General features: G+C 40.0%; 16 protein-coding genes, 1 tRNA gene and 1 pseudogene. 13 read left to right on the forward strand and 5 right to left on the reverse strand.

The genetic code is table 11. From position 1 onward, the window contains the following. Positions 1 to 233 precede the first annotated feature (233 nt). The gene (lptF, locus tag ABLA76_RS12910) at positions 234 to 1,331 is read left to right on the forward strand and encodes an LPS export ABC transporter permease LptF (protein ID WP_047771653.1); all 1,098 of its coding nucleotides are present in this window, start codon (positions 234 to 236) and stop codon (positions 1,329 to 1,331) included. After that, a complete protein-coding gene (gene lptG / locus ABLA76_RS12915) occupies positions 1,331 to 2,407 on the forward strand; it encodes an LPS export ABC transporter permease LptG (protein ID WP_047771651.1) in 1,077 nt (358 codons plus the stop codon). Before lptF ends, lptG begins: the two co-directional genes overlap by 1 nt. 72 nt (positions 2,408 to 2,479) lie before the next feature. On the opposite strand, the gene ampH is transcribed toward lptG, so the two are convergent. Further along, positions 2,480 to 3,685, reverse strand: a complete 1,206-nt coding sequence (ampH, locus tag ABLA76_RS12920; protein WP_348988220.1) for a D-alanyl-D-alanine-carboxypeptidase/endopeptidase AmpH — start codon at positions 3,683 to 3,685, stop codon at positions 2,480 to 2,482. 398 nt (positions 3,686 to 4,083) lie between these two features. Here ampH and ABLA76_RS12925 point away from each other — a divergent pair. From ABLA76_RS12925 to ABLA76_RS12940, 4 genes are all read left to right on the forward strand, one after another. Beyond that, a tRNA-Leu gene (locus ABLA76_RS12925) sits at positions 4,084 to 4,168 on the forward strand. Positions 4,169 to 4,332: 164 nt separating this feature from the next. Next, entirely contained in the window at positions 4,333 to 5,604 is a 1,272-nt protein-coding gene (locus ABLA76_RS12930; RefSeq protein ID WP_348988221.1) for an integrase arm-type DNA-binding domain-containing protein, read from the forward strand. A 136-nt stretch (positions 5,605 to 5,740) separates the two neighbouring features. Further along, positions 5,741 to 6,406, forward strand: a complete 666-nt coding sequence (locus tag ABLA76_RS12935) for a primase-helicase zinc-binding domain-containing protein (protein ID WP_348988222.1) — start codon at positions 5,741 to 5,743, stop codon at positions 6,404 to 6,406. Positions 6,407 to 6,453: 47 nt separating this feature from the next. Beyond that, positions 6,454 to 8,166: a hypothetical protein gene (locus ABLA76_RS12940; protein WP_348988223.1), complete on the forward strand. Its 1,713-nt coding sequence runs from the start codon at positions 6,454 to 6,456 to the stop codon at positions 8,164 to 8,166. Positions 8,167 to 8,694: 528 nt separating this feature from the next. Here ABLA76_RS12940 and ABLA76_RS12945 read toward each other — a convergent pair. Then, the gene (locus ABLA76_RS12945; RefSeq protein WP_348988234.1) at positions 8,695 to 10,500 is read right to left on the reverse strand and encodes a toprim domain-containing protein; all 1,806 of its coding nucleotides are present in this window, start codon (positions 10,498 to 10,500) and stop codon (positions 8,695 to 8,697) included. 287 nt (positions 10,501 to 10,787) lie between these two features. After that, positions 10,788 to 11,678, reverse strand: coding sequence for an SIR2 family protein (locus ABLA76_RS12950; RefSeq protein ID WP_348988224.1), 891 nt, complete (start codon positions 11,676 to 11,678; stop codon positions 10,788 to 10,790). Positions 11,679 to 12,039: 361 nt separating this feature from the next. Between ABLA76_RS12950 and ABLA76_RS12955 the strand changes: the two are divergent. The 5 genes and pseudogenes from ABLA76_RS12955 to ABLA76_RS12975 form a co-directional block, all read left to right on the forward strand. After that, positions 12,040 to 12,205 (forward strand): annotated as a pseudogene (locus tag ABLA76_RS12955) (IS982 family transposase); the annotation flags it as partial. Positions 12,206 to 12,565: 360 nt separating this feature from the next. After that, positions 12,566 to 12,853, forward strand: a complete 288-nt coding sequence (locus ABLA76_RS12960) for a hypothetical protein (protein WP_348988225.1) — start codon at positions 12,566 to 12,568, stop codon at positions 12,851 to 12,853. Positions 12,854 to 13,396: 543 nt separating this feature from the next. Beyond that, complete coding sequence (locus ABLA76_RS12965) at positions 13,397 to 13,663, forward strand: helix-turn-helix transcriptional regulator (protein WP_348988226.1); 267 nt, start codon at positions 13,397 to 13,399, stop codon at positions 13,661 to 13,663. 444 nt (positions 13,664 to 14,107) lie between these two features. Next, the gene (locus ABLA76_RS12970; protein WP_348988227.1) at positions 14,108 to 15,328 is read left to right on the forward strand and encodes an integrase arm-type DNA-binding domain-containing protein; all 1,221 of its coding nucleotides are present in this window, start codon (positions 14,108 to 14,110) and stop codon (positions 15,326 to 15,328) included. Beyond that, a complete protein-coding gene (locus tag ABLA76_RS12975; RefSeq protein WP_348988235.1) occupies positions 15,243 to 17,282 on the forward strand; it encodes a toprim domain-containing protein in 2,040 nt (679 codons plus the stop codon). Before ABLA76_RS12970 ends, ABLA76_RS12975 begins: the two co-directional genes overlap by 86 nt. A gap of 634 nt (positions 17,283 to 17,916) precedes the next feature. Here the strand turns inward: ABLA76_RS12975 and ABLA76_RS12980 are convergent. Together ABLA76_RS12980 and ABLA76_RS12985 are read right to left on the reverse strand one after the other, a co-directional pair. Beyond that, positions 17,917 to 20,112 carry a S8 family peptidase gene (locus tag ABLA76_RS12980; protein WP_348988228.1) on the reverse strand — a complete coding sequence of 732 codons (2,196 nt, stop codon included), beginning with the start codon at positions 20,110 to 20,112 and terminating at the stop codon, positions 17,917 to 17,919. Continuing rightward, on the reverse strand, positions 20,105 to 21,187 hold the full coding sequence (locus ABLA76_RS12985; protein WP_348988229.1) for an ATP-binding protein: 1,083 nt from the start codon (positions 21,185 to 21,187) through the stop codon (positions 20,105 to 20,107). The genes ABLA76_RS12980 and ABLA76_RS12985 overlap by 8 nt, the downstream gene beginning before the upstream one ends. Positions 21,188 to 21,980: 793 nt before the next feature. On the opposite strand from ABLA76_RS12985, the gene ABLA76_RS12990 reads away from it, so the two are divergent. Both ABLA76_RS12990 and ABLA76_RS12995 read left to right on the forward strand, forming a co-directional pair. Next, positions 21,981 to 22,103, forward strand: coding sequence for a hypothetical protein (locus tag ABLA76_RS12990; protein WP_285808741.1), 123 nt, complete (start codon positions 21,981 to 21,983; stop codon positions 22,101 to 22,103). A 580-nt stretch (positions 22,104 to 22,683) separates the two neighbouring features. Then, the gene (locus ABLA76_RS12995) at positions 22,684 to 22,953 is read left to right on the forward strand and encodes a helix-turn-helix transcriptional regulator (protein ID WP_348988230.1); all 270 of its coding nucleotides are present in this window, start codon (positions 22,684 to 22,686) and stop codon (positions 22,951 to 22,953) included. The last annotated feature ends 246 nt before the right edge of the window (positions 22,954 to 23,199 follow it).

Consider the following 23,199-nt stretch of genomic DNA (forward strand, 5'->3'; position numbering starts at 1 on the left):
ACCGCGTTCCGCATTCATTCATCCCAAAGAAAATTAACGGTTATGTTAAACTAAGCCTATTATTTTTTGATACTTAGATAACGATAACTATGTTCTAATTGGGAACCAATATATGGAATGCTTTGGTATCATTTTAGCGATGGGGAAGCCAAACTGATTCATATAAATGGTAGATATACGACGAAGTTAGCGACTTTCCTGCAAAAAGACAAGTTTTCACAGGCGTAATAAGCGTGATCATCATTAGATATCTAGTACGGGAAACCCTGAAAAGCCAAATCGCAATACTGTTCATCTTATCGCTGATCTTTTTCAGCCAGAAATTAGTTGACGTATTGAGTACGGCGGTGGAAGGAAATATTCCCGCAAATTTGGTTTTATCGTTGTTAGGTTTAGGTGTGCCAGAGATGGCGCAGCTTATTTTGCCCCTGAGTTTATTTCTTGGGGTATTAATGACGTTCAGCAAACTCTATACCGAAAGTGAAATCACCGTTATGCATGCCTGCGGGTTGGGCAAAAGTGTATTGGTGAAATCAGCCCTTATTCTGGCTCTCTTCACATCAGCGTTGGCGGCGGCTAACGTTATCTGGGTCACGCCGTGGTCTGCCAAATCTAAAGCGCAAGTACTGGCGGATGCAAAAGCCAATCCAAGCCTTGCGGCAATTATGGAAGGGCAATTCAAACCTTCTCGTGATGGCAACATGGTGCTGTATATCGGTAACGTGAAGGGGAACACTTTTGAGAATGTTTTCCTGGCCCAGCTCCGTCCGGCGAATGACCAGCGCCCTTCTGTGGTCATTGCAGATGGCGGGCATATGGAAGAACGCCCGAATGGTAATCAGGTGGCGGTACTTCATCAAGGAATGCGCTATGAAGGTACGGCACTGTTGCGTGACTTCCGTATTACGGAGTTCACTAATTATCAGGCCATAATTGGGCACCAAAAAGCAGATATCGATAACAAAGTTGAACAAAAATCGATTGAACAGCTTTGGCATGATACCGATAACGACTCTCGTGCCGAATTTCACTGGCGCCTGACGTTGATTGCTTCAGTGTTGATCATGGCGTTGATGGTGGTGCCGTTAAGTGTCGTGAACCCGCGTCAGGGGCGGATACTCAGTATGTTACCCGCCATGTTGCTCTATCTGATTTTCTTCCTGCTGCAAAGCTCCCTGCATTCCAATGGCAGTAAAGGCAAACTTGATCCTCTGTTCTGCATGTGGTTGGTCAACGGCGTGTACTTTGCGTTGGCTGTGACCCTTAATCTGTGGGATACCGTCCCCATGCGCAAACTGCGTTCGCACTTTAAGACTCAAGGAGCGTCATGATGTTTGGGGTATTGGATAGATATATCGGGCGCACCATCCTGCAAACCATCCTGATGACTTTATTTATGCTGGTATCGCTTTCCGGCATCATTAAGTTTGTCGATCAGCTACGCAAAGTCGGGCAGGGGGAATATAGCGCATTTTCCGCAGGCATTTATACCCTGTTGAGTATTCCCAAAGATATTCAGATCTTCTTCCCTATGGCTGCTCTGCTCGGGGCGTTATTAGGTCTGGGCGCACTGGCGACACGTAGTGAGCTGGTGGTCATGCAGGCTTCTGGCTTTACCCGTCTGCAAGTGGCGGGGGCAGTCATGAAAACGGCAATCCCGCTGGTCTTGCTAACGATGGTCATTGGTGAATGGGTTGCCCCACAAGGAGAACAGATTGCCCGCAATTACCGTTCCCAAAAAATGTATGGTGGCTCACTGATGTCCACTACTAAAGGGCTTTGGGCGAAAGATGGCCAAGATTTTGTCTATATCCAGAGTGTTGGGAAGGACAATGCCCTAAACGGTGTCAACATCTATCATGTTGATGACAACCAAAAACTGTTATCCATAAGGTATGCGGCTTCAGCGGTGTATGATCAAAATAACCATCAATGGAAGTTATCTCAGGTTGAAGAATCCGATTTAACTCAGGATGGGCGGATCACGGGGTCACAACATCTTTCGGCGGACTGGAAAAGTCGGCTGACACCAGAAAAACTGGGCGTCGTTTCCCTTGATCCTGAAGCGCTTTCCATCCGCGGCCTGCATCAATATATTACCTACCTGCAACAGGGCCAACAGGATGCCGGACGTTACCAGCTTAATATGTGGAAGAAAATCTTCGCACCTTTATCGGTTGCGGTGATGATGCTGATGGCACTTTCCTTTATCTTCGGGCCACTGCGTAGCGTGCCGATGGGATTCAGGGTTGTGGTGGGGATCAGTATGGGCTTTGTGTTCTATGTCTTGAATGAGATATTCGGCCCGCTCAGTTTGGTTTATAGTATGCCGCCGATATTAGGGGCGCTGTTGCCAAGTTTGTTGTTTTTTGCAGTGAGTGTTTACTTACTCTTATATAGAAAATAACAAACTGATATCTCAGCTGACTTATCTGTCGCTGCCTCCACCGTCAACAGTGGAGGCGATTTTTTAACAAAACTAAATTTGCTGATGATTGCGCGCCAATGCGGCAACTAATTCATTAACTCCATTCGTCACACGACTAAATTTACTTTGCTCCTTGCGGGTCATCACCACAAATACGCCGATATTGCTTTCAGGGATCATTGCCATATAGGTATTGAACCCACCGCCGCCGCCAGTTTTCTGATAAATACCGTTGGTATCCATATATACCCAGCCAAGTCCAATTCCGTCTGCCAGTCCCGCAACATCCATCCCTGTGATTGATTTCAGATCGGCACGTTTAAAGTAGATACCTTGTTCACGGCTGGCAGTCTGCTTCCTTAACTGATTATGGGAAGATAAAAACTGTTGCATCCAGTGCTGCATATCTGCGGGAGTAGAATAAATTCCGCCACTGCCTGCGGCAGCAATCGTATTGACGCAAGGGCTGGATTTAACCCCAACCATTAAACGGGCGCATTGGGATGGTGTGGGTGTCAGTGTCGTATCTTTCATGCGATATGGATGAGTAATCTCCTCTTGTAGCAGACGGGAATAGGGTTTTCCCGTGGCTTTAGCAAGGGCATCAGCCAATAAATCATAGGCCAGATTGGAATACGACGCCGTCGTGCCGGGCGCCGCATCTATTCCTGCGGTTTTCAGCCAAGTCCAGCGGTTCGATTGGGTCGGCCAAATAAATACAGGGCGTCCCCATTTTCCACCAGGCTGTTCCCGAGGCAATCCGCTGGTATGACTTGCCAGATGATACAGTCGGATTGGCTGCCCTGCGCCGTAATTTGGTACATGGACACTGTGATAAGTGTATTTCTGCAACGGATCGGTAATCTTGAGACGTTTCTTCTGTGCCAACTTAACCATGATCTCGCTGGTCATCAATTTGGTAATAGAAGCAATACGAATTAAAGAATCCTGCCGTGGCCGAACGCCGCTCCCTGGATAAGTTTCCCCGAAACTGCGATGTATAACCTGATTATTATCGATCACCACCATCGCCATTCCCAAAGGATTGCCCTCTTCAAAGATGGATTGGGAATACTGGTCGATCAATGCAGCAGCTATTTTCTTAATATTGTCGTTACTCTCGGACACTCCCCATTTTGCCGGTTGCGCATGGGAGTGCTGAAATTTTTTCTGGTGTGAATAACCAGAATCTGCACAAGCTGAAATCGCCCATGTCATGACGGAAACTGCACACAGTTTATATAGCCGTTTTTTCATTTTTGGATTAACCAATCAGGGAGCATTCAAGTGAAGGAATAAAGCTGTTATTTGTTTTTCTTACATATCGCCATTATGGCCCCAATAACGATACCCAACAGGATACCTGTAAAAATCCAACTGATAATAGTCATGATAATTTACCTCATAGCAGTGTATTGTTTTGAATTATATAAGGAGTTTATAGGTTGTCTATTGGCTGGAAGGAATTGTGTGAGGAGGGATTGGCGGGATAGGATGGAAAAAGCGGTTTGGTTTTTAAGCGTTACTGGTAAAAATCTGGCGAAAAAATAGAATAAGCGATTCTTTTTTCGGCACTTGAGCAAAATCGAAAGGATAAGTATTGCGAATGTGCTTCTGACAGGTATAATGGCCCCCGTTCTCCGAATCATTTCAGTGCCGAAGTGGCGAAATCGGTAGACGCAGTTGATTCAAAATCAACCGCCTTCGGGTGTGCCGGTTCGAGTCCGGCCTTCGGCACCATTCGTTAGTTTTCTAACGTCTACCCAAGTCTATAAACTCCCTAAAAATCCCAATAAATCAAGATACTTAGTTATTTTGCTGTCCACTGTGGTCTGTTGCAATCAACACGCATCAAGGGGCATAATTTGGGGCATCTACACTTCGATTGTAAATGTGCCCCAAAAATGAAACTAAACGCCCGACAAATCGAGACTGCGAAACCGAAAGAGAAATCCTATAAATTAGCGGATGGCGCTGGCTTATATCTCGAAATCACACCGCGCGGTTCTAAATACTGGCGCATGAAGTATCATCGCCCCACCGATAGAAAAGAAGATCGGCTGGCTTTTGGTGTCTATCCTGTTGTCTCATTAGCTGATGCACTCGCCAAACGGGACGAAGCCAAAAAATTGCTTGCTCAAGGGATTGATCCCAAAGCAGAGAAAAAAGATGCACAAGCCGAATCAAAGGGTGCATATACCTTTGAACGGATCGCCCGTGAATGGCACGCCAGCAATAAACGGTGGAGTGAAGATCATCGAGAGCGAATTATGCGAGGTTTTGAACAATACATTTTCCCTTATATTGGTACTCTCGACATTCGCACTTTACGAACCAGCCAACTGTTAGCACCGATCCAAGCCGTTGATACTGAGGGCAAACACGATGTAGCCCAGAGATTACAACAGCGTGTAGCTGCCATCATGCGTTATGCCGTCCAAAATGACCTCCTTGAATATAGCCCTGCCAATGATATGGCGGGCACTCTCACCATAGTAAAGCCCAAACATCACCCTGCATTGCCTCATGAACGCCTGCCTGAATTTTTGGCTCGTATTTCCTGTTATCGTGGGCGCTTACTGACCAAAATTGCGGTAGAACTGACTTTATTAACATTTGTTCGTTCCAGTGAAATGAGATTCGCTCGTTGGGAAGAAATCGATCTCGAAAGAGCTGTCTGGCATATACCAGCAACACGAAAACCCATTGATGGAGTTAAGCATTCTCAACGTGGTATGAAAATGAAAACCGAACACATTGTACCGTTGAGCCGTCAGGCAATTTTGCTTATCAAAACACTTTACAGCCTGAGCGGAGAGAATGAAGTAATATTTCCCGGTGATCACGATCCAAAGAAAGTGATGAGTGAAAACACCGTTAATAATGCGTTGCGAGCGATGGGCTATGACACCAAAACAGAAGTTTGCGGGCACGGATTCCGCGCAATGGCACGTGGTGCAATGGGGGAATCTGGCCTGTGGAGTGATGATGCTATCGAGCGCCAGCTAAGCCATATCGAAAGAAATAATGTTCGGGCGGCGTATATTCATACATCCAAACATTTGGATGAACGGCGGTTGATGGTGCAATGGTGGGCGGATTATTTGGATGCTAACAAGGAGCAATTTGTAACTCCTTATGATTTTGCCAAATCGCTTCGTGACAGGAAAAAATAGTAGCACAACCAACAAAATTTTATATATAGGATAACCAGTTACGTAATACATAAAAGCATGACATAAAAAAACAACGCCCCGAAGTGCAGCAAACACTGTTGAGGCGTCTGACCAATAACCGTTATTAGGAGTAACGATGATGGCTGATATACAGCATACCCAAACTCACCCTAAATTTACATCTTCAGATAAAATAGACGGACAAAAACCGCTCGACCTTATTCAATCCGTGAAAAAATCCGCTATGTATCATTGGGAAAATCTGCTACCCGCCTGTGGTATTGATATTCCTGCAAAAGGCAAACATGGTTCCTGCCCTATTTGTCGCGGCGGTACTGACCGCTTTCACTTTATTGATGATCACCATAACGGCAACTGGCATTGCCGCCAGTGTGACATCCCAAACTATGGCGATGGGTTAGATTTAGTGGCAAAAACCCAAGGGATCTCGATTCTTGAGGCGGCAAAAGTTGTTGCTGATGCCCTAGCGTTGCCTTTACCGGAATCCAAACCAGCCAAAGAAACCATTCATATACAGCCGATCGCCGAAAAAGTGGCGGTACTAATGGCACAAACTGTCGCCGGAGAATCGTCCTATCTGACTGCAAAAGGGCTGTATTGCTCTAACCAGAGATTGCTGGAAGATAGTTCGTTGTTGTTGCCATTGATAACACTGGATAAAAGAGTTACAGGTGCGCAAATTATCAAACCGGATGGAGCGAAGAAATTACTGTCTGGTAGCCAAAAGAAAAGTGCTTTTATTGCATTATCAGACATGGAAGAACATCCAGGCACAGTTTAGATAAAGAAAATACAACATATATAGTATTAGAAAGAGTAAGAGGAGATTTGAGTAGTGATTGTTTAGATTACCTAATAAAGCTGCCTGATATAACAAAGAAACATAATAATGGTAACATTGAAAATGTTAAATACATATTCACATCACACTCAAATTTAATACCATTATCAAATCATAAGGTAAAAATAAAGCAATTATCATATTATGAAACATCAATAGTAATTAGAAAAAAATTTGATGAAAGTAGAATTTCTAATACTGACATATCAAAGATTCATGACCTGAGTGAAGGTGTAGTAATGAAACTACTACAAATAATGACTTATTTAGAGAGTGCATCTGCTCAAGAGGTAATATCACAAATTGATATTTTTGATGATGCGTATTTCATCGAAAATATTCCAGAATCAATAATAGATAATATAAATATATTAAAAACAGATAAAAATAAAGCAAATACCTTTACATTAATAAAAATACTTAGCGTTTTAAAAAATGGAGAATCCATAACCAATATAAAAAAAACGAAACATGGTCGTGAATTGACCATAGTAAATACAAAAGAAATTATAGACCTTGGACTAGGTATTGCTATACATATAGATCGCAATACAACAATCATTAAAATAACACCTATTATTACTGACTACATATTATCAATCATGAGTATTGATGAAATAAACTCTATATCAGAGGATTATTTATTAGTATCCATAGTTGAATCCAAAGATGGATTTAAATTAAACTCAGTAAATAGAAAAATAATAGACTCTGAATTTAATACAGAAGGTGATAATGGTTGTGTTATATTGATAAATTCAATAAACAAATGTTTATTGAATTTAAAAAGCGAGCTTTTATCATTGGAAGATAAAGAGAAAAATGAAACTAAATTAAATAAGTTAAAATACCTATCTAATGTATATGTATATGCATTAAAAAACTCATCAAGATTCAAAGAAACAATAAATTCATCGTTATCAATAATAAATTCTCTTGATGAATTTATTGGTAGTGATAAATATAAATATTTCCATTATTTAGCATACTCACATAGAATGATCGGAGAGTATGATTTAGCTATGGAAAATTTAGAAAAAGCAAAAAATACACTTATAAATAAAGATAAGAAAACACAAAGGATGTTAATATCAGAAGAGCTATTACTTTTGGAAAAAAAAGATATTAAAAAATCCATAAATTTAGCAGAAAAAACAATAAATGAAGAGAGAAATGATACAGTCTGTCATTTAACCGCTCAGGTTATTATAACCACAAACAATAAAGAAATAACCAAGAAAGATAAAATAGAAAAATTAATGTCGATAGAAAAAAAATCCAGAATCCTAGGATTTAATACATTATCTAATAATATTTTATTTAGATTAAACAAATATCAAGATAATAGCAATAAACTGAAAAATATAAATAAAATACTATCAACAGATGCAAGTCAATATAACGTAATTAGAGCAAGACTTGATAAATATCAAATTCTAATAGAAAATAACATGTTGAATGAAATTGATGAAAGAACAATTACCGAATTAAAAAATATATACGATTATCTTTTCACGCAAAGGCTAGATGCTCTATTTAATAAGTGTCATGACATCTTGTGGAAAATTGCAGAGGAAATAAAAAATATAGAAATAATTTACTATATATATAGTAAGGGAATTCTAATTTGGTGGTTAAATTCAGATAAAAAGACAGAAAAAAAATACTTGGAGAAGTTGACTAAGTTAGATGAAAAATAAAATCATGTTTTTTAAATTAATATACTGGGGTTGTAAGCCGGGATTCTAGAAAATTAGTATCTGTCTATAAATTTGTGGTACGACTCGAGACTGTTCCTGTGATTGTTTCAGCTGCAGTAGTTCAAATCCACACTGACGCGCTACACTTGTCTTCTCAGTGTTACCGGGCTAATAAATTACCCCGGTAACACTGAGAGCTGAAAGATCACCTGCCAGAAAAACAATTTTTATCTACCCTCCCTATTAAAGAATTAGTAATAAAACTGTTCACCCTGTTCACCTTTGAATATTTTCATTTAAATTCATATCATTAATGGGTGATGACTTGAAATTAAACTCATCACCACTCTTCACCCAACCGTTCACCCTGAACCGGAAAATTAAGGTGAACAGTGATGAATAGTTGTGAACAGTTTAAAAATAACTATTCACCCCATAATATATTGATATATCTTATTTAAATTATAGAGTGAATAGTGGTGAACACTTTTTTATATTTCTTTGAAAAACTACTGTCATCAGAAAAAGTTATTCTTCTGGCTGGTTATCTCTTGTCAGTTTCGGCATCCACTCGATAGCAGTATTAATATCCAGACTCAGGTTGCTACGAATGCCTTGTTTGCTTTTCTTGCGCAGATAGTGCTGACCGTACTCCGCCAGCGCGCCCGGCATATCCATGCCAAAACGAGTTACGGAAACAGGTTTGTTCAGGTTATTGCCTTTCATATAAGCAAGGTAGGTGTGATAAAGGTACTTACGAGGATTGAACGGCATAATTTCGGCATTGCCGATTAATAGGCCGTCAGCTTCATAGGAAACAATAAGATAACCGCAAAAATCGACCAATGGATCTGTGCCGCGTTTGATATCTAGCGCCTCCGCAGATTTCTGTTGTTCTGCCAGTAAACGCCTTGCTGATTGTGGATCAGTAAACCGATGCAGAAGATGCCGGATAATCACGGGTAATTCTGCTGCAATTTTATCCCGTAGGAGTGGATCACGTTCATTTTCTGGTACTACTTCGGAAAAATTAAAAATTACCCGACGCCGCGATACCCCACCACTGCGATCACTAAAACTCATGGCGTTATTATTTACTGCCAGTACAACGGCGGGAATACGGGTTGAGTAGGGTTGTTTATGCTTCGGATCGATAGCAACTTCATCACCACCCGTAATTGCCTTGATGCCGGAACCATCGCCCACATAGCGAGTTTGATCTGGCAGGATAATCAGCGAATAGCCGACAATCAACGCCCGTTCCCGTGGGTTTTCTAGTGCAGCCATGCTTGCAGAAACAGTATTGCCTTTACCTGCCAGCATGGAACAAATTTCGGCAAAGATGCTTTTACCGCTGCCTCCGGCTCCGGTGACTTCCAAAAATAGTTGCCAGTCATAGCGGTTCGCCAGCACCATAAACAGCGCTGACAGCACTCTGTTTGTTTTGTTTTCACAGTTGGCTGCTGCCTGATTGAGCCAGCGCCAGAACTGGGGCGCGTGATCTTGCAGAGTTTCCCCCGAAATAGGGGAATTGAATTCAACGTCATTGGCAAGCAATAGCCAGTCATTTTTGCGGTGAGGCCGGAACTGACAGGCTTTCAGGTCAAATACGCCATTACTAAACCCGATTAAGTGGCGTTCTGGTGGTTGCATCATGGGAAGCTGTAATTTCAGGGCATCCACGGCTGAACTAATACCATGCGGTGAATACGGTAGTTTCTCTTCCATAAAGGCGGAGACCATTTCCCGCCTTAAATCGCGATCACTGACCGGACGCCAGACAATGCTATCATAGTGATGAACGCTTTCCGAAGCGCCATCCAACGCTAAATCTCCGCTATAACGCGCCAGTAACACTTCTCCGCGCTGGCTGGCTCCCATCTGGCATAATGTCAGTTTTGAAGATTCGGTATCATTATTAAGCTGAACGGCTGCTTTTTTCTTGATTGATGTTGGTTGATAAAGCCTCTGAGCAAAGGCTTGCTGTGCTATTTCCACTCCATGTTGCTGGCGGTAATCGTCCCAATCGGCTTTGTGCTCAGTTGGTGGTAACGTTACCCAGCCATTCACCGCAAGAGCCGCTTTTTCTGCCGAAGTCTTGCCAATATTCTTTTTCGGCTTACCGTTTTTATCTAATTCATTGGGAAAATGCCAGTCGTTATCTGCGGCAATAATGATTCTCGCATCAGGCCAGTGTTCCCGGACTGATTGAGCGACAGAAAGCAAATGACCTGCATCTATTGCAGCCAAAACTGTGCCTTGATTTAACTGGCTAACGGTCAGTGCCGTGGCATAACCTTCGGTAATGATTATTATAAATAATTGATGATATATCTAGGCCTGCATCTGATTTTATTTTTTTATTTATATCGTTAATTGTTCTTTCGTTGGATAAGTTTATTTTTATAAAAAGATTTCTATTTTTTATTTTGGATGTGAATGACTGTATAAATTTTAATTCACCAAATCCTATTTCTGATTCTATAAATAAAACATTATTTTCTTCTAAAACATTTAAACATGCTATCTGTTCATTATTCCTTATATTTGAAAATAAATTATTCTCATCAAAGCTAAAGTAGTTTACTATTGGTTTTGATACCTTAGCTCTTGATGTAGAGTCACTTATTGTCTTTTTTTTTCTCTATTTCATTAAATAAGCTATTACAGTTAATCCCTTTATAAAACTGTACTCTATCCCGACTGATTGCAGGTGCTAAAATATCGAATAAATGTGAATATTTATTCAATATATCAGTATCGTTTTCATCGAAAAAACACCATGCTAGTGAATAATTTTCTTTATCATCATTAACAATAGATGCTAATGTTCTAGTAAAACTATCATCCCAACCGCTATAACCAATTATATACATAGTGTTGTTAGCTAATATGTTTCTTAATGAAGCTTCTATTTTTTTTCTTGATGATTGAAGTTGGTTTTTACTATGCATGGTTTCACCTACATTCCAAATTCCATGCAAGTGAATTATATTTAATAACTCATTATTATTTTGATTTATATTGGAGTCAGCAACAATACTTATACTATTATAAAGATAGTTTAGTTCAGCAAGACTTTCTTCAATAAGAGTGTCAAAATTTGTAGTTAATATATTATTTACATTTAAATTCCCATTAAAAATCAAGCCACTTAATTCATTTATTTTATTTGGTATTTTTGATTTACTTGTTAATGGATCTATATTGCTAAGAATTATTTTTCTTATGATTTCTTTTATTCCTTCAGCTCCAGATATTCCAGATATAAATTCAAAAGAAGCTTGATATTTATCTTGATCGCTATCTATTCCATTAATATGCTCTTCATAATCTTCTATGAAAGTGGTATCTATATTTTCTTTTATTATATCTATAATTTCAGATACATTAGGTATTCCATAACCATTTTGTTTAGATGATATAGCTGAGCCAAATAAAAAAGAAAGCTCTCTTTCATTAGCTAATCTAGCTATTAGTAGGTTTTTTTTAAAAAAATTACCATTATACATTTTGATATCCTTTCTGTGTTTTTTCAAAATCTTACAATGATATTTTTCATATTTCTATAGTTATTTAACATGAAGGGGTCAAGCGTACACCCGATCAGGCCCTCATCATGAAAACATTATCAGCTGCCTAAAACTACATTTTTCCACTGTAAAAAACACCATTTTTCATGTTGAGCATTTGTTATCAAAACGGCGATTTTAATTCAAAATAAAAGTGAGCGGAGGTGTCAAAGAACTGTCTATTTTGCAAAAGTAAAAACATGGATTCTCAGGCATAACGGACGCTTTATGGCTCATAGCCGACCGCCAAATTTAATCGTGACTTATCGTAGAATCGCGTCAGGTTAAGTCGCGGCTAATACAAATTATGACTATTTTGATTATCTTTTGTTATATTACCGTAACTTTAAAACTTTTTACTTGAAGTACTCTGGAAATATCATAATCATAGTTTCCCCATCTCGCTCAGTTATACCCGTTTCACCACTGTCGCACCTCCCATTTTAGTACCACTGTGTAGTTATCTGAATTTATTATCTAAAATTCAAATTAACCCATAACATAAGTTGTTGACCCTACTCGCCACAGCCGCTAATATTCCATTTACACTAATGATCCATCGCCTGTCAGGATCGCCTTCGGGTGGCGAAACAAAACTCTCGTAGCCTGAAAGAGAGTGCAATAATTGCGGTACATCTGCCCACCTTTGGAAGCAGATATTGCCAAGACACCTAAACCCTCGTCTGGCAATGAAGGTCTCTTAAACTAAAAAATACACCCAAAAGGTGTTTTTATATTGCCAATCAAGTGTAGTGAACATTAGGTCATGCACTTATCTTTTATATCAACATAAACCATTTTTTCCTTTATCTTCAATGAATAACAGGATGGCTTTAGTACATCCTGTTCATACTTATCATGATCACCGTCTGAATTATTCAGCGGATAAATTTTCTACATCTAAACATTTAACTCATTACTACCGTTTGATTCTTCATCTTGCGGCAACTACTGGTATTTCAACGCTCGCACTACTTTTGCTGACTGTTCGCGGAATCAAGGCGTCACTTTTTGCGGATTTACCGCTGAAAGTGACGCCGCAGCCAAAGAACAATCGAACCCTGACAGGCTCACGCATGCTTCACCACACAGTGAATCTGACACTGCATTTTTAGATTGAAAAAGGAGAACTTGACGATATCGAGGCTGGCTTTTAGCCAGTGGGGATGACCTGTTAATACAGGCGGCAGTACAGTGTACTCAACCGATACCCCGCAATACCTCAACTTGCGTTCACTCTGGCGCACAGATATCGATCAAGGGTAAGACTGGTATTTTCTTTTTTGCCAGAATGGTCGCGCGCCAGAGATTGCATGTTGTTAGATATAAGTAGAGCTGATTGATTAAAGAATTGACAGTATTCGAAACATTGGCTGTTATGTTGAACGTGGTTATAGCCGTTAAACTTATTCGTTCAGTTATTGAGTCCAATAATACAATCAGTTAAAGTATTCCCGCCATTAGCTCAATCTAATGGTCAAGGTTTAGCAGCCTTGTCACTCATAGACACTGGCAGAAATTTTGCCAGTGTGCCTGTTATCGCCTTTTCAATGGTGGTTCAGGCGGGGGAGACGTAAGTCTCGCTGGTATGAGTGCCAGTCTGCTAACCCTGTCTGAATCGCCACCATCAATATTAATTAATGGAAGGGGTAGCAGGAATGAATAACAATGTTAGAAATGACTGGCATCAGGCCGATATTATTGCTGCATTACGTAAACGTGGTACAACCTTAGCGGCTGTCTCCCGTGAAGCAGGACTCAGTTCATCCACATTAGCAAATGCACTCAGCAGGCAATGGCCTAAAGGTGAGTGGATAATCGCTAACTATCTCGGTATTCACCCCTCAGAAATCTGGCCTAGCCGTTATTTTGATAAGCAGGGTCGATTGATTGAGCGTAAGATTCGAGATAAGCCACAGGAATAACCCGCTTCAACTTGTGATTTACTTTGTGAAAATGATAAATTTTTATACAAAGCCCTGAGAATGAAATGACAGACTAATTTAAACCTCATGGCTTTTTTAACTTCATTCTTATACCAATGTATCAAGTCATTCATAAAAGTATATTAAAATCAAATACATGAATAGATAAAAGGAGTAAAATAAATATGGGGCACAAAATGGGGCATTTTGAAAATTTACTTTTAATAATTTATTTAATTTCAATCAATTATGTTCATTTGCAAGTCCGGCCTTCGCACCATTCGTTAGTTTTCTAACGTCTACCCAAGTCTACAAACTCCCCAAAAAAACCAATAAATCAAGATAGTTAGTTATTTTGACGTCTACTATGGTCTGTTGCAATCAACACGCACCAAGGGGCATAATTTGGAGCACCTACACTTCGATTTTAAATGTGCCCCAAAAATGAAACTAAACGCCCGACAAATCGAAACTGCGAAACCGAAAGAGAAATCCTATAAATTAGCGGATGGCGCTGGCCTATATCTCGAAATCACGCCGCGCGGTTCTAAATACTGGCGCATGAAGTATCACCGCCCCACCGATAGAAAAGAAGATCGGCTGGCCTTTGGTGTTTATCCTGCTGTGTCATTAGCTGATGCTCGCGCCAAACGGGACGAAGCCAAAAAATTGCTTGCTCAAGGGATTGATCCCAAAGCAGAGAGAAAAGACGCACAAACCGAATCAAAGGGTGCATATACCTTTGAACGGATCGCCCGTGAATGGCACGCCAGCAATAAACGGTGGAGTGAAGACCATCGAGACCGGATTATGCGAAGTTTTGAACAATACATTTTCCCTTATCTTGGTACTCTCGATATTCGCACTTTGCGAACCAGTCAACTGTTAGCACCGATCCAAACCGTTGATACTGATGGTAAACACGATATAGCCCAGAGATTACAACAGCGTGTAGCTACCATCATGCGTTATGCTGTCCAAAATGACATCCTTGAATATAGCCCTGCCAATGATATGGCGGGCACTCTCACCATAGTAAAACCCAAACATCATCCTGCATTGCCTCATGAACGCCTGCCTGAATTTTTGTCTCGTCTTTCCTGCTACCGTGGGCGCTTACTGACCAAAATTGCGGTAGAACTGACTTTATTAACATTTGTTCGTTCCAGTGAAATGAGATTCGCCCGTTGGGAAGAAATCGATCTTGAAAGGGCGGTTTGGCATATACCGGCGATACGAAAACCCATTGATGGTGTTAAGCATTCTCAACGTGGTATGAAAATGAAAACCGAACACATTGTACCGTTGAGCCATCAGGCTATTTCGCTTATCGAAACCTTGCACAATCTGAGCGGAGAGAGTGAGGTAATGTTTCCCGGCGATCACGATCCAAAGAAAGTGATGAGTGAAAACACCGTCAATAATGCGTTACGTACAATGGGCTATGACACCAAAACAGAAGTTTGCGGACACGGATTCCGCACAATGGCACGCGGTGCAATGGGCGAATCTGGTCTATGGAGTGATGACGCTACCGGAATCCAAACCAACCAAAGAAACCATTCAAACAACACAGCCGATTGCCGAAAAAGTGGCAGCACTAATGGCGCTAACTGTCGCCGGAAAATCGTCCTATCTGACTGCAAAAGGATTGCATTGTTCTAACCAGAAGTTACTGGAAGATGGTTCGTTGTTGTTGCCTCTGAGAACATTAGATAAAAAAATAACAGGGGCGCAAATTATCAAACTGGATGGAACGAAGAAATTACTGTCTGGTAGCCAAAAGAAAAGTGCTTTCATTGCATTATCAGAGTTGGGAGAACATCCAGGCACAGTGATAATTACCGAAGGTTACGCCACGGCATTGACCGTTAGCCAGTTACATCAAGGCGCAGTTCTGGCTGCAATAGATGCAGGTAATTTGCTCTCTGTCGCTCAATCAGTCCGGGAACACTGGCCTGATACGAAAATCATTATTGCCGCAGATAACGACTGGCATCTTCCCAATGAGTTAGATAAGAACGGTAAGCCGAAAAAGAATGTTGGCAAAATTGCGGCAGAAAAAACTGCCAAAACGATCAATGGATGGGTAACGTTACCACCAACTGAGCACAAAGCTGATTGGGACGATTACCGTCAGCAACAGGGAGTGGAAATAGCACAGCAAGCCTTTGCTCAGGGGCTTTATCAACCAACATCAATCAAGAAAAAAGCAGCCGTTCAGCTTAATAATGATACCGAATCTTCAAAACTGACATTATGCCAGATGGGAGCCAGTCAGCGCGGAGAAGTGTTACTGGCGCGTTATAGCGGAGATTTAGCGTTGGATGGCGCTTCGGAAAGCGTTCATCACTATGATGGCATTGTCTGGCGTCCGGTCAGTGATCGCGATTTAAGGCGGGAAATGGTCGCTGCCTTTATGGAAGAGAAACTACCGTATTCACCGCATGGCATTAGTTCAGCCGTAGATGCCCTGAAATTGCAGCTTCCCATGATGCAATCACCAGAACGTCACTTAATCGGGTTTAGTAATGGCGTATTTGACCTGAAAGCCTGTCAGTTCCGACCTCATCATAAAAGTGACTGGTTATTGCTTGCCAACGATATCGAGTTCAATTCCCCTGCTTCGGGAGAAATCTTGCAAGATCACGCGCCACAGTTCTGGCGCTGGCTTAATCAAACAACTGCCAACTGTGAAAACAAAACAGACAGGGTACTGGTAGCGCTGTTTATAGTGCTGGCGAATCGTTATGACTGGCAGCTATTTCTGGAAGTCACTGGCGCAGGTGGCAGCGGTAAAAGTATCTTTGCTGAAATTTGTTCCATGCTGACAGGTAAAGGCAATACAGTTTCTGCAAGTATGGTGGCACTGGAAAATCCACGGGAACGGGCGCAGATTGTTGGTTATTCGCTGATTATCCTGCCAGATCAAACTCGCTATGTGGGTGATGGTTCCGGCATCAAGGCAATTACGGGTGGCGATGAAGTTGCCATTGATCCGAAACACAAACAACCCTATTCAACCCGTATTCCTGCGGTAGTGCTGGCAGTGAACAATAATGCTATGAGTTTTAGTGATCGCAGTGGTGGAGTATCGCGGCGTCGGGTGATTTTTAATTTTTCCGAAGTTGTGCCGGAAAATGAACGTGATCCACTCTTACGGGATAAAATTGCGGCAGAATTGCCCGTGATTATCCGGCATTTGTTGCATCGATTTGCTGACCCACAAGCCGCAAGGCGTTTACTGGCAGAGCAGCAGAAATCTGCGGAGGCGCTGGATATCAAACGCGGTACAGATCCACTGGTCGATTTTTGCGGTTATCTTATTGCTTCCCATGAAGCTGACGGTTTGTTAATCGGCAATGCGGAAATTATGCCGTTCAATCCCCGCAAATATCTCTATCATGCCTACCTTGCTTATATGAAAGGTAATAACCTGAACAAACCTGTTTCTGTAACTCGCTTCGGTATGGATATGCCGGGTGCGTTGGCAGAATACAGCCAGCAATATTTACGCAAGAAAAGCAAACAGGGCATTCGCAGCAATCTGAGCCTGAATCTTGATACTGCTGTCGAATGGATGCCGAAACTGACAAGGAATAGCCAGCCAGAAGAATAATTTCTTCTGATTACAAATATTTTTCAAAGAAATATAAAAAAGTGTTCACCACTGTTCACCCTATAATTTAAACCATATATATCAAAGTATTATAGGGTGAATAGTTATTTTTAAACTGTTCACAACTATTCATCACTGTTCACTTTATTTTTCGGTTCAGGGTGAACGGTTGGGTGAAGAGTGGTGATGAGTTTAATTTCAAGTCATCACCCATTAATGATATGAATTTAAATGAAAATATTTAAAGGTGAACAGTTTTATTACTAATTCTTTAGTAGGGGGGAGGTAAAAATGTTTTCTCTGGCAGGTGATCTTTCAGCTCTCAGTGTTACCGGGGTAATTTATTAGCCCGGTAACATGGAGAAGACAAGCGCAGCGCGTCAGTGTGGTTTAAATTTTTTGTATCACTTGATTTTTATGTTAGATAATTACTAATAATTATTAGTATTTTATTCTAAAAAATAAACCTGAATTTTTTATATTTTTTCTATGATAAACATCATATCTCTTAATAAAAAGAGCGATAAAATTATAAAAAACCTAACGTCACTCATTGGTGAAATAATGATTATAGTTATTACTTTTATTTTTACTAAATTTATGGATAACCAAAATGTTATCCATATATCTTTTATTAAGTATGTAGGATAATTTGCTGTTGTACCTGTATAGGCTGTAATGTCTGATATTTTTGTCGGATATTATTATATAAATCTGACATTTCCCCAGCAGATAAAGTAACAATTAAAACATAAGGTAAATCGTCAAGTTCAGAAACATCAATTGGCATCCCACAATCGCGACCATAATAAATAATATCAAAGCATGGTGTAGCAAGTTCGCCTTGTTTGAATGTGTGCTCACTTCTTAATGTTGTTTCCCACTTATGACCATCACCTCTTTGTTCATTTTCATCTGCATAAATATTTTTTAGGTTAAAAAGCGGAAATGTTAAGCCTTTTTTTGTATTAGATTTTCCTGTCCTCATAGTAATTTCTAAACCACTTCGGGTGTAATTTAAAGGATGTTCTGCGTCCACTGGGCTAGAAAAGCAAAATGTTGCTCGAAGATTGACATAACCTGTAGTTGGCTCATCAGGATAAGGAATGTATGCCCGCATATGTTGAGAAGGTTTGAGTATACCTTGATAAATGACTTTCACTTCATTGTCGTTACAATAAATAACATCTGAAATATTATGCGGAAATCTACCCCAGCCGACTTCTGAACGTTCATGATTACTGTTTTCAGCATGATGAATTAAAAGAGCTTTAGCAGTTAGAGGCGTAATATTATATTGCAAAGACGAACTTAAGGCGATTGCTTGTCTCAATGCTAGTGGAGCAGCAAAGCTAGTACCTGCGGTACTAGCCAATCCATTATTCATGGGGCTGAATACCTTGAAAGGTTCTTCTGAATTTCCGCCAAAAGCAACGCCATCAGGTTTCACGAATCCTGGACTTCTACCGGGACCAACACAGCTATAGTGGCACCTTTCCCAGTTTTCTGAAAGAGATGTTGCTGCACCTACAGATAATCCATTGACTAAATCGGCAGGAGGTTGAATTCTATTAAGACCTGCTGGCAAATGACCATCATTTCCAACAGCAACTGTACATAAAGTATCCCCTGTTGAGAGAGCTTCTTCAAGAGTTGAAGTCCACACATGAACATCATCATCATCAACAGGCAGTCTTGGTCCCAAACTTAAATTAATATAATCGTAGTGTTGTGTATCAAGCACACTCTTTATTCTGATTAAAACATCAAAAAGATCAATATCGGAATTGTTTATGTTCGAATCTAAGACTCTGTAATGATCAATATTACAATAAGGAACATTTAGTTTTACAGTACCTGAATCCATAACGCCAAAGAGAAGCGTAGATGTCACATCTTGTCCATGTGAGAGAAGTTGGGCACTCGCTTTTCCATCTTTGTTAAAAGTGTACTCAGTTACCCATTGACTAAAATCATCAATACTTACACCTCCATCAAATATTGCTACCTTTAAATTTGGGTTGATTGCTCCTTCTGATGGTAATTCAAAACTAGAAGGGGAATTCATAGAACGTCTAATTACTGGCTCACTAACTCTTAGCTCTGGAAGATCTCTAATCGTTCTTAAAAAAGAAAATCTTGCTATTGCATAAGCCGTTTTTTTATTAGCTTTAATAGGCATAAAGGTTAATCCTTTAACTTTTATGCATCTTTCTTTATCAACAGAGGCCCCTTGTTGTAAAGCATATCTAACAAAAGAGTCCACTATAAATGAATTTTCATCTGGGGTATGTAAGGCTATTTCAATGCTTCTTTCATCCTCACCTTCTAAAGACTTAATTTTATCGGATGGCTTAAACATTGAAACACTTTCAAGCGTGATGAAATCATCTTTTTGGCTTTTATTTAAAGTATCATCGTTTAATGCATACAAAAATGATTGAAAATTTTCAGTTTTCCCTGAAACGTAGATACAAGCCGTTGTATATTCATCTTTTCTACCTTTTTTCTTTATGTCTTTACGGGGCTTAATTCTGACAGACTTACTACCTACACTTGTAAGAGAAAATTTGTTAAATAATCCTACCGGAAAATAACTTTTAGCCAGAAAAGTTGGATGAAGCACGAATTTTGCTACTGCTTTACCATCTGGTAGTGCAGAGGCTGGTACATTTTCAATTTCACTGATTAGTGATTCCAAATCACGCATTATTACTAGCTTATTTTCATTATAGGTATAGGGTTTATTTTTCCCTCCCCCACCTTTTTTTACTTCTACATTACCCGTCAGTGTTTCTCCGTAGCCCAAAAGCATGTTCTTATTATTCATTATCCTCATCCTCTATCTTAATGATTTTTCTAATTTGCGATCTTGGTATTTCTAAATCTGACGAAATTTTTCTTTGGGAAATACCTTCATCAAGCATCGTTTTTACGACATCTTCCAATGATGTATTGCTCAATAATTCATCTATTAGAGCTGAGCTTAAAGATATCTGCTCTATAATTGAATTCCTCTTCGCTTGATTGATCGATTTTTCAATCACAGCATAAGATATTTCACCTAATCTTGACGAAATATAATGCGCTAAACTTTCTGTAATTTCTTTCGATATAAGATAGTGCTGAATTAAATCATTTGTAGGGTATTCAAAATTTATAACTCTATCAAATCTTCTCCATGCAGCAGTATCCAAAAGTTCAGAATGATTAGTTGCTGCTATGAGAATAGATGTGTTAGGCCATTCATCGATAGATTGTAAAAGAACAGTAACAAGTCTTTTAAGTTCACCGACATCTGTAGCGTCATCTCTTTTTTTGGCAATAGCATCGAACTCGTCAAGTAACAATACACATGGGAAAGATGAAGCATAGTTGAGTACGGACCTTATGTTATTTCCTGTCTTACCAAGATAACTGCTCATCACACTCGCAAGATCAAGAGTTAATAAGGGCATATTTAGTCGACTGGCTAACCATTTTGCAGCCAAAGTTTTACCTACTCCAGGAGGGCCGCCCATTAAAAGGGAACGAGACGGATGAAGGCCCTCTTTGTGCAAAAGTTCTTTCATTTCCCATTCGGTTACAAAACGATTTAGGGCTAACGTTGTGCTTGTTGGCCAAACGGGTTCAACATCTAGAATTACAGGATATGTTTCAATTAACAACTTTTGCCTTGTATCTGCATCTACAGGGGTTGCTCTAGGAGTAACCGATTGTGCTCTTTCTACAGCATATGCTCCACTAGTTTGCATAAGTAGGCTTTCTAACTTTGTTGCTAATTCTGGAGACTCTTTTTTGAGCTTTTTCGTTACCATGCGTAACCGCATGACAAGACTGTCTCTCTTTCCAGATAGAGCATCACTGACGAAGTCAATGAATACATCATTAGTTAAGTTAATCATTTTACCACCCCATGACAAAATTAAACCAATTTTTTGGTAATGATACACCAACAACGATATAATTAGTTAAAAAAAACATAAATTCACGATTTTTTGTTCCGGTTTTTAACATTCATGTACCACTCTTGGGTTTGCTAGTATTTTTGATTTTAGTTTGAGCAGCTAGCATCTAAATGTTTGTAGCTTTCATCTCCCTTACCGATCTTTGTCTACTAAATGCTGTATTTTTTGTGAGTCAGGTAAGAAAATGCTAGTGGTGTAATATTGGAAGGAAGACTTTTTATTTATTGCATGGTTTGGTGTGAAAAATAGATATAGCTTTTATTGTTCAAACTACCCACTTATTGTTGCCATAACCGAAAAAAAATTCTAATCTGAATTTGTCTAATCACCATCGTAGATGGTTACATAGCTGTAATGGCTATAAAAACCCCCGTAGCCTGAAAGGGGGAGCAAAATTGCGGTACATCTGCCCACCTTTGGAAGCAGATATTGTCAAGACACCTAAACCCTCGTCTGGCAATGAAGGTCTCTTAAACTAAAAAATACACCCAAAAGGTGTTTTTATATTGCCAATCAAGTGTAGTGAACATTAGATCATGCACTTATCTTTTATATCAACTCCCTTTATCTTCAATGAATAACAGGATGGCTTTAGTACATCCGGTTCATACTTATCACGATCACTGTCTGAAATATTCAGCGGACAATTTTTCTACATCTAAACATTTAACTCATTACTACCGTTTGATTCTTCATCTTGCGGCATTTTGTGGCAACTACTGGTATTTCAATGCTCGCACTGCTTTTGCTAACCGTTCGCGGAACTCAAGGCGTCACTTTTTGCGGATTTACCGCTGAAAGTGACGCCGCCGCAAAAGAGCAACACAACCCTGACAGGCTTTGGTCTAATTAACCACACAGTGAATCTGACACTGCATTTTATAGATAAGTATCAAAAGGAGAACTTGACGATATCGAGGCTGGCTTTTAGCCGGTGGGGATGACCTGTTAATACAGGCGGCAGTACAGTGTACTCAACCGATACCCCGCAATACCTCAACTTGCGTTCACTCTGGCGCACAGATATCGATCAAGGGTAAGACTGGTATTTTCTGTTTTGCCAGAATGGTCGCGCGCCAGAGATTGCATGTTGTTAGATATAAGTAGAGCTGATTGATTAAAGAATTGACAGCATTCGAAACATTGGCTGTTATGTTGAACGTGGTTATAGTCGTTAAACTTAGCCGTTCAGTTATTGAGTCCAATAATACAATCAGTTAAAGTATTCCCGCCATTGGCTCAATCCAATGGTCAAGGTTTAGCAGCCTTGTGTTCACTGACACTGGTAGGATGTTTCTGCCAGTGCGCCTGCGTTCACCCTTTCTATGGTGATTCAGGTAGGGGAGGCTTCGGCCTCGCTGGTGTGAACCCAGTCTGCTAACCCTGCCTTGAATCACCACCATCAATATTAATTAATGGAAGGGGTAACAGGAATGAATAACAACAATGTTCAAAATGATTGGCATCAGGCCGATATTATTGCTGCATTACGCAAACGTGGTACAACCTTGGCGGCTGTTTCTCGTGATGCAGGACTCAGTTCATCAACATTAGCAAATGCACTCAGCAGGCAATGGCCTAAAGGTGAGTGGATAATCGCTAACTATCTCGGTATTCACCCCTCAGAAATCTGGCCTAGCCGTTATTTTGATAAGCAGGGTCGATTGATTGAACGTAAGGTTCGAGACAAACCACAGGAATAACCAGCTTCAACTTGTGATCTACTTTGTGAAAATGATAAATTTTTAAATAAAGCCCTGAGAGTGAAATCGCAAACTAATTTAAACCTCATGGCTTTTTTAACTTCATTCTTATACCAATGTATCAAGTCATTCATAAAAGTATATTAAAATCAAATACATGAACAGGTAAAAGGAGTAAAATAAATATGGGGCACAAAATGGGGCATTTTGAAAATTTACTTTTAATAATTTAACGCGATGCTCGAC

The sequence above is a fragment of the Xenorhabdus sp. SGI240 genome (assembly GCF_040081915.1).
Lineage (GTDB): Bacteria > Pseudomonadota > Gammaproteobacteria > Enterobacterales > Enterobacteriaceae > Xenorhabdus > Xenorhabdus bakwenae.

What these genes read in the sequence shown, in the direction of transcription:
- lptG (WP_047771651.1), top strand. Translation starts at nt 1,331, where the DNA reads ATGTTTGGGGTATTGGATAGATATATCGGGCGCACCATCCTGCAAACC.
- ampH (WP_348988220.1), bottom strand. Translation starts at nt 3,685, where the DNA reads ATGAAAAAACGGCTATATAAACTGTGTGCAGTTTCCGTCATGACATGG.
- ABLA76_RS12930 (WP_348988221.1), top strand. Translation starts at nt 4,333, where the DNA reads ATGAAACTAAACGCCCGACAAATCGAGACTGCGAAACCGAAAGAGAAA.
- ABLA76_RS12935 (WP_348988222.1), top strand. Translation starts at nt 5,741, where the DNA reads ATGATGGCTGATATACAGCATACCCAAACTCACCCTAAATTTACATCT.
- ABLA76_RS12950 (WP_348988224.1), bottom strand. Translation starts at nt 11,678, where the DNA reads ATGTATAATGGTAATTTTTTTAAAAAAAACCTACTAATAGCTAGATTA.
- ABLA76_RS12960 (WP_348988225.1), top strand. Translation starts at nt 12,566, where the DNA reads ATGGCTTTAGTACATCCTGTTCATACTTATCATGATCACCGTCTGAAT.
- ABLA76_RS12965 (WP_348988226.1), top strand. Translation starts at nt 13,397, where the DNA reads ATGAATAACAATGTTAGAAATGACTGGCATCAGGCCGATATTATTGCT.
- ABLA76_RS12970 (WP_348988227.1), top strand. Translation starts at nt 14,108, where the DNA reads ATGAAACTAAACGCCCGACAAATCGAAACTGCGAAACCGAAAGAGAAA.
- ABLA76_RS12980 (WP_348988228.1), bottom strand. Translation starts at nt 20,112, where the DNA reads ATGAATAATAAGAACATGCTTTTGGGCTACGGAGAAACACTGACGGGT.
- ABLA76_RS12985 (WP_348988229.1), bottom strand. Translation starts at nt 21,187, where the DNA reads ATGATTAACTTAACTAATGATGTATTCATTGACTTCGTCAGTGATGCT.
- ABLA76_RS12990 (WP_285808741.1), top strand. Translation starts at nt 21,981, where the DNA reads ATGCTCGCACTGCTTTTGCTAACCGTTCGCGGAACTCAAGGCGTCACT.
- ABLA76_RS12995 (WP_348988230.1), top strand. Translation starts at nt 22,684, where the DNA reads ATGAATAACAACAATGTTCAAAATGATTGGCATCAGGCCGATATTATT.